Here is a 4,952-nt window from a genome sequence, read left to right as displayed (position 1 = left end):
CTTCCTGCAGCACAAAAAGCTATGCTCCTGTGGCAGCGGACCGGACAGCTGCACGTTCTGGCAGCCCGTGTTGGAGCGCCTGCAAAGCGCGGGACATGATCCTGCTGAGCTTGCCGCTGCCCTGTCGGCCCGCCGCACCGCCCCTGTCCCGGCACGGCAGGCTGCAGGGTACGTTATCGCCGCCATCGCCGCGCAAAGCGGAGCTAGGGTGATCGTCGATACCTCGCGCCATCCGGAATGGTCGCGGCTTCTGCGCCCGCTCGCCGGGGTCGAGGTGCTGCCCGTCCATATCTACAAAAGCCCGCTGGCGCAGGCCGCATCCGCCAAGCGCAAGGCGCGATCGGTTTATGGGGAGATCGCCAAATATATCACCCGAAGCCGGTCCTGCCGGGCCGAGGCGCGGTGCGGCGATGGGGTCACGCTGGCGCATCAGGATCTGTGCGCCACACCCCGGCAGGAAATCGTCCGGATCATGGAGAGGCTCTGCCATATCCCGGATTCCCGGCAGGTCGAAGATTGGGGCAGCTGCCCGCTGCACATGCTGGGGGGCAACCGGATGCGCGCCTCGACCAGATCCGAAATTAAGCCAGATGAGGATATGGCGGGCCTGTTCTCGCCGGTCCAGAGCGCCCTACTGCGGCTCTGCGGTGCCGCCGCCTATGCCGCTAACCAGCGCCAGCGCTAGGTCCGTCGGAGAAAGCGCCGGGCTGCATTTGCCGTTGACCGCCTTTCATTCCATGAGCCGTCCGGAGAAGCCGTGCAAAGCCTTCACGGTGCCGGCCCGACGGGGCTGCGCTGTGTGGAGGCTACGCTGCATCGGGCCAGCTTCCGTGGTGCCAGAAGGGGGCAATTTTCGGGGTCGATTGACAATCACAGCCACCAGTGCGTTCGCTTGTGCTCTTGGAAACTCGTAGTGAGATTTTCTAGGATCGCCGCCACGGCCACCACGAGCTGCGCTTCGACCTGCTGCCAGCCAGAAGTGCTGTTATACGGCTGTCGGAGCTATCCAGGCGCTTCCGCAGATCGCTGATTGTGTCGGCCATCTGGTCGTTCTGGGCCTCTAGGCCGTTGGCTCGCTCATGTGCCACTGCCAGCTCTTTCTCGAGTTCAAGAACGCGGGCTAAATCACTGTTGGTTCTGGTGTTTGGCGCATGTTGCGCATCGTTGCTTGCAGTGGGTTGCGCAACGGAGTGCGTTGCGACGGCTGGGAAAATACGGTGAAGCTCTGAAGGGTCGATCTCATAGGAACCATTGGCACCTTTTGAGGCTGATAGCTTGCCGCTTTTGATTGCTCTCTGGATCGTCGTTTTGTTCTTTCCTGTGGCGCTTGCAGCCCCGGATAATGAGTATTTCATGGTGTTGCGCGCCGTTGCATCGTGGTGTTGCGCGTCAGGGTAGCGTGTTGCGTGGTGCAATGCCAAGAGACTGCGTTTTTGGCGGGGTTAGCGCAGGCTGTCTTGTTTGCCGCAATAGGCCACAAATGCCGCGCCTGTATTCTTCGGAGGGTTCCCCTTGATGGCTTCGCTCTTGGCGAATGCCAGCCAGTCAGAGCGCAGGGCGTAGTAATCCCGGCCCTTCTCCTTGGCGATGTTCCTTGCCTTGTCCTCGGCCCACTCCGGAAGTGTGATTTCGGGCAGGAGTTCCCTCTGCGGCGAACGCGGACGGAAGATCACCAAATCATCAGCGGTCAGCTCCATGCGGTAGAACGGGGTGTCATCGTCCTGGATGATCTGACGAAGGTTCAGCCGGAACTTCTTCAAGGGGGCGTTGCTGCCAGTTTTTTCTTGCAGCTTGGCGAGGCCGATTTGCCACTTCGGTTGGCTGCCGCAATGCTTGCGGCCGATCTCATACAGGCGGCGTTCCAGCGGGCGGCGCAGGCGGAAGTAGTCGTTGGAGATCGTGACGACTTCGTCGCTCTCGATTGCACGCATCACCCAGTCAGACAGGATCACCTCGCAGTAGTCGAGCCGCCACTTACCTTCCTCCTTCATGACGAAGCCGCTGCCCGAATCCAGCAGGCTGAAGAAGCGCGTTTCGCGCTTATTGCCGGTCTGGATATCCGTCTGAAACGTGGTGCCGATGAGCCTCTGGAAGGCTTGTTCCAGGCGCTGATACTCGACCCCACCTGTCTTGCGGTTGGTTGTGATCATCAGCTCGCGGGCGCTGAAGCGGACCCGCTTGCCGATTTTCTCTCCCCGGTTCTTTCGATGCATGAGCTGGCTCACGCAGAAAATCAGGATGTCCTTGTCGAAGATCGTGGGCAGGCCGACCCCTGAGGGGACGATCTTCAGCCGGTTGTCGCCACCGCGATATTCGAGGTGACGCATGTCAGGTTTCGTGGCGAGCGAGAACAGCGGATGCTCCATCGAGGCTATGTCGTCCTTCGGCACCACGTCAGAGATGTCGAGGATGAAGAAATCCTTCTGGGGGTGCCTGTCAGGGAGTAGAGCCATCCATCTGCCTAGCGCTGTTCGTTACATCGGGAACCAGCATCGAGCATGGCCGACCCGCCCGTCAAGTTCGTTATATCAGGACCCCGCATGTGGGCGGATTCCGTTCGTTAGTTTCGGAACCAAAATTCGTTAGTTTCGGAACCTGGATTCGTTAGTTTCGGAACCCTGTGGATAGTTTAACTTTTAATAGTCAATGTGTTGCGGGTGATTTTTGGCTCCGTAACATACTCCGTAGGTAACACTATTAACACTAGGCCAAAAATTGGCCGTAACCCTCCCAATCCTAGTCTTCAGGATCGACACGGTGGCTGCCGCTACCGTCACTCAGCTTACCGCTGGATGGAAGTGCTACACTGAGGGGCAACAGTCAGATTGGGGAGTGTAACGCTGCCAAATTACATTTCCTGCTACAGTGCCACTCTTACAGGCCGTAATCGTCTCCACGGTCACGACTACGACTGCGCTGCTGCTGAGGCGGCTCCACGTCACGAGCTTTCTGAACCTCCGGGGTTCGCGCCTCGTGGACAGGGCGGATGTGCTGGGGAGCAGATAGGCCCAGATGGCGGTCGTAGCGCTCCACCAGCTCCTCTGAGCCCAGTGGCCAGAGGATGCGCGAGGAAAGGTGGCTCTCGGGGTTCTCGATGCGCAGGTTTTTCACGAAGGCTTCCGCCTCGGCGCAGAAGTCCCCGCATTTGGCGATCACCGCCCCGAGGTGCAGCCGGTCGGCAAGCGCAGGGAACCACGCACGGCCCGCCTCGTGGCCGTCCTGCTGCTTCAGGCGGTCCCATCCCATCCCGAAGCGGTAAGCTGCCGACACGACGCTCTCTGCGCCTCTGCGGAAGGCGCTGATGAGCTTCCATGTGTTCGACTCGAGGTTGGTGTAGACTTCGACCCCTTCCCGGTCGAGATCGCCCTCCGGCGGGGTGTAGCCGCGGGGATCGTCCCTGTGGCGGCTAATTTCGCCTCTGAGAAGCAGGTAGTCCCTCAGGAGGTCTGTATCGTCCCAAGATAGCTCAGCGCCCTGTAGGACCTCTCTGACGCTCTCTACGGGCCTCTGTAGGTCCGACCGGGCCTTGTCCATCACCGCGCCATAGGTTTCCGGCGACAGATGCTGGCGCTGCGTGATCTCTTTGCGGGTGCCGCGCACGATCTCGGCGTCCAGATGTTCGCGGCACCAATCGGCCCAGGATGTTTGCAGGGCGGAGTATTCGTTGCGCTCGCCGGTGTCCTGTTTCAGCTCCTGCAGCGCCTTGTTGGTCGAGATTACCGGCTTGCCCCGGCTTTTCCGGACCGGGGAGACCATCACGTCGACCACGGCGCCGCCCTTCTCATCGAGATCGAGGCGGGTGGCGATCACCGATCCCTTGCCGCCCCAGCTCTCGGCCCATGCCTTCGCCTGGTCGAAGAGCTGGCAGTTGTGCGGGTTCTCCGGGTCGTGGAGGTTGCCGGCCTTCTGCACCCATTCCGGGGACACGACGCAGATGGCTTGCAGGCAGAGGGGGGAGCCTTTCCGCTCGCCGGCCCCGAGCTCGGCTTTGTGCGCCTTGAAGGCGGCGAGGTAGTCGCGGTCGTCCTCGGCCTTCGACCAGGCGAGGCCGAAGCCGGGTTCTGCATCTTCCCGGACACGGGCCTTGCCCGTCTCGTCGTGACGCTGCGCATGAAGGGACGCCCCGCGAAGCTGGGCGATGGTGGTCATCTTGTTGACGCGGATAGCTGCCTTGAACATGGGGGCAGCGTAGGGAGGCCGGGGAGAATTGTCATTTTAAATGACAACCCACTAGGCAATTCTCTGCGAGCCGCTCCGCTAATTGCCATTGGGCCGGAGGCGCTGCGCCCTCCTGGACCTCCCGCTGACGCCGTCTCTGATCAGGCGTTTTCGACCCAACACCCTTCGACGTCATCCTCGTCAAAGACCATCTCGGAGATGGCATAGGGCGGGCTGTTTAGCCATGACGGATCATCGCAATCTGAGACCTTGGCGGCCAGAGTAGGGGTGTGGTGGTTTCGATAATTCTGGAAGCCGATGGCTCCTTCTGGGGTCATTCTCGACCGCGAGGAGGGCGCGGTCCCCTTCCTGCCCGATCCCTCTGCCCTACGACCTTTGCCTCGCGGCACAGCCGAGGCCGGCGCCCAAGCTTGGCCCGATCCTGCCCGCGGGCCGGATCGGGCGTCTGCCGCCTTGACTTGATCTTCGCATTGCCCAACCTGCGCGCGGAAATGCCGCGCTCAGACCGGGCGCCGCTTGCTGCAGGGGGAGCATGATGATGGTCCAGACCACGACGATACGGCAAGCCGGGGAGACCCCTGCTCCACAGCCGGACGCGATCGCCAAGATTCGCGTTGTCACCATCCTTGGCCTTGAGCATAGCGGCACCACGCTGCTGGCGCGGATGCTGGGCGCCCATCCCGACGCGGTCGCGATTGGTGGGTTGAAGAACCTCCCAAGCTTCCTGCAGCACAAAAAGCTATGCTCCTGTGGCAGCGGACCGGACAGCTGCA

General features: G+C 61.4%; 6 protein-coding genes. 2 read left to right on the top strand and 4 right to left on the bottom strand.

The annotated features are described in order from the left end of the window. A partial coding sequence (locus tag G0A00_RS26035; protein WP_203595525.1) for a hypothetical protein occupies nt 1-685 on the top strand: 685 nt, incomplete at its 5' end. Nucleotides 686-923: 238 nt separating this feature from the next. Here G0A00_RS26035 and G0A00_RS26030 read toward each other — a convergent pair. From G0A00_RS26030 to G0A00_RS26015, 4 genes are all read right to left on the bottom strand, one after another. Further along, complete coding sequence (locus G0A00_RS26030; protein ID WP_164185563.1) at nt 924-1,421, bottom strand: hypothetical protein; 498 nt, start codon at nt 1,419-1,421, stop codon at nt 924-926. 21 nt (nt 1,422-1,442) lie between these two features. After that, on the bottom strand, nt 1,443-2,453 hold the full coding sequence (locus G0A00_RS26025; protein ID WP_164185564.1) for a replication initiator protein A: 1,011 nt from the start codon (nt 2,451-2,453) through the stop codon (nt 1,443-1,445). A 421-nt stretch (nt 2,454-2,874) separates the two neighbouring features. After that, complete coding sequence (locus G0A00_RS26020) at nt 2,875-4,179, bottom strand: hypothetical protein (protein ID WP_164214292.1); 1,305 nt, start codon at nt 4,177-4,179, stop codon at nt 2,875-2,877. Between the two features lie 140 nt (nt 4,180-4,319). Then, a complete protein-coding gene (locus G0A00_RS26015) occupies nt 4,320-4,496 on the bottom strand; it encodes a hypothetical protein (protein WP_164185561.1) in 177 nt (58 codons plus the stop codon). Nucleotides 4,497-4,717: 221 nt separating this feature from the next. Here G0A00_RS26015 and G0A00_RS26010 point away from each other — a divergent pair. Then, a partial coding sequence (locus G0A00_RS26010; RefSeq protein ID WP_164214291.1) for a sulfotransferase occupies nt 4,718-4,952 on the top strand: 235 nt, incomplete at its 3' end.

The organism is Salipiger sp. PrR002, assembly GCF_010500775.1.
Taxonomy (GTDB): Bacteria; Pseudomonadota; Alphaproteobacteria; order Rhodobacterales; family Rhodobacteraceae; genus Salipiger.
This window is presented reverse-complemented; position numbering and strand designations above follow the sequence as displayed.

Coding starts and splice junctions, on each gene's coding strand:
- G0A00_RS26025 (WP_164185564.1), bottom strand. CDS start 2,453: ATGGCTCTACTCCCTGACAGGCACCCCCAGAAGGATTTCTTCATCCTC.
- G0A00_RS26020 (WP_164214292.1), bottom strand. CDS start 4,179: ATGTTCAAGGCAGCTATCCGCGTCAACAAGATGACCACCATCGCCCAG.
- G0A00_RS26015 (WP_164185561.1), bottom strand. CDS start 4,496: ATGACCCCAGAAGGAGCCATCGGCTTCCAGAATTATCGAAACCACCAC.